The sequence below is a fragment of the Aneurinibacillus aneurinilyticus ATCC 12856 genome (genome assembly GCF_000466385.1).
GTDB classification, from domain to species: domain Bacteria; phylum Bacillota; class Bacilli; order Aneurinibacillales; family Aneurinibacillaceae; genus Aneurinibacillus; species Aneurinibacillus aneurinilyticus.
The window spans coordinates 1-960 of the sequence record NZ_KE952907.1 but is presented as its reverse complement, the minus strand read 5'-3'; the positions used below and the strand labels follow the sequence as shown (position 1 = coordinate 960).

The following is a 960-nucleotide window of genomic DNA, read 5'->3' as shown; positions in this document are numbered from 1 at the left end:
GTAAATTTGTGTAAGTGTTTTTGGGCAACTACAGTTAGAAACTGAAAATGGTGAAGATAAAAAGATTATCAAAGATGCAAATGGAAATGTTTTAAACGATGGTGATTCTGTAACAGTCATCAAAGACCTTAAAGTAAAAGGAAGTTCATCAGTCATAAAAATAGGTACAAAAGTAAAAAATATACGCTTGGTTGATGGAGATCATGATATTGATTGCAAAATCGATGGTTTTGGAGCTATGAAATTAAAATCCGAATTTGTTAAAAAGGTATAAATACGACCCGAAATTACATATATCTTGGCTGAATCTCAAACCAAAGGAGCGAAAAAAGTATGGATGGGAAAGTAGCAATCGTAACAGGAGCAAGTCGAGGAATTGGTGCTGCTACGGCAAAGACATTGGCTGGACGCGGAGCAAAAGTTGTTGTAAATTATGCAAGAAATGCAACGGCAGCAAAAGAAGTAGTGGCATCGATTAAGGAAAAGGGCGGGGAAGCGATAGCTATACAAGCAGATGCCAGAAATATGGAGCAAATGAACAATCTCGTAGAAGAGACTGTACAAGCATATGAAACTGTAGACATCCTCGTCCATAATGCCGGCATGAACTTTGTGAAGAAGTCATTTGAGGATATGTTATGGGATGAATTTATTCAAAAAACGAATGATGAACTTCAGGCTGCTTTCGTATCTACAAAGGTTGTGCTGCCTTATATGAAGAAACAGCATTATGGAAAGCTCGTCTATGTATCTAGTGGTTTAAGCAATCATCCGGGACCTAATTTCATTTCACATGGCACATCAAAAGGAGCCCTAAATAGTTTTGTCAAATATATTGCCCAGGAGCTGGGGAACCAAGGTATTACAGCAAACGTTGTCTCCCCGGGATTAGTAGAGACAGATGCGACAGCTTCTATACCTGAAGAATGTCAACTACCCACCACTTAGATTCTACCGAAT

The 960-nt window shown here is 38.5% G+C and carries 1 protein-coding gene and 1 pseudogene; both read left to right on the top strand.

Annotated features, from left to right (window positions below; translation table 11 throughout):
* Positions 1–28 precede the first annotated feature (28 nt).
* Positions 29–274 (top strand): annotated as a pseudogene (locus tag HMPREF0083_RS27625) (zinc ribbon domain-containing protein YjdM); the annotation flags it as partial.
* Positions 275–333: 59 nt separating this feature from the next.
* The gene (locus tag HMPREF0083_RS23980; RefSeq protein WP_021624522.1) at positions 334–948 is read left to right on the top strand and encodes an SDR family NAD(P)-dependent oxidoreductase; all 615 of its coding nucleotides are present in this window, start codon (positions 334–336) and stop codon (positions 946–948) included.
* Positions 949–960 lie beyond the last annotated feature (12 nt).

Bases quoted from the DNA above. Each gene is read 5' to 3' on its own strand.
- HMPREF0083_RS23980 (WP_021624522.1), top strand. From the start codon at position 334: ATGGATGGGAAAGTAGCAATCGTAACAGGAGCAAGTCGAGGAATTGGT.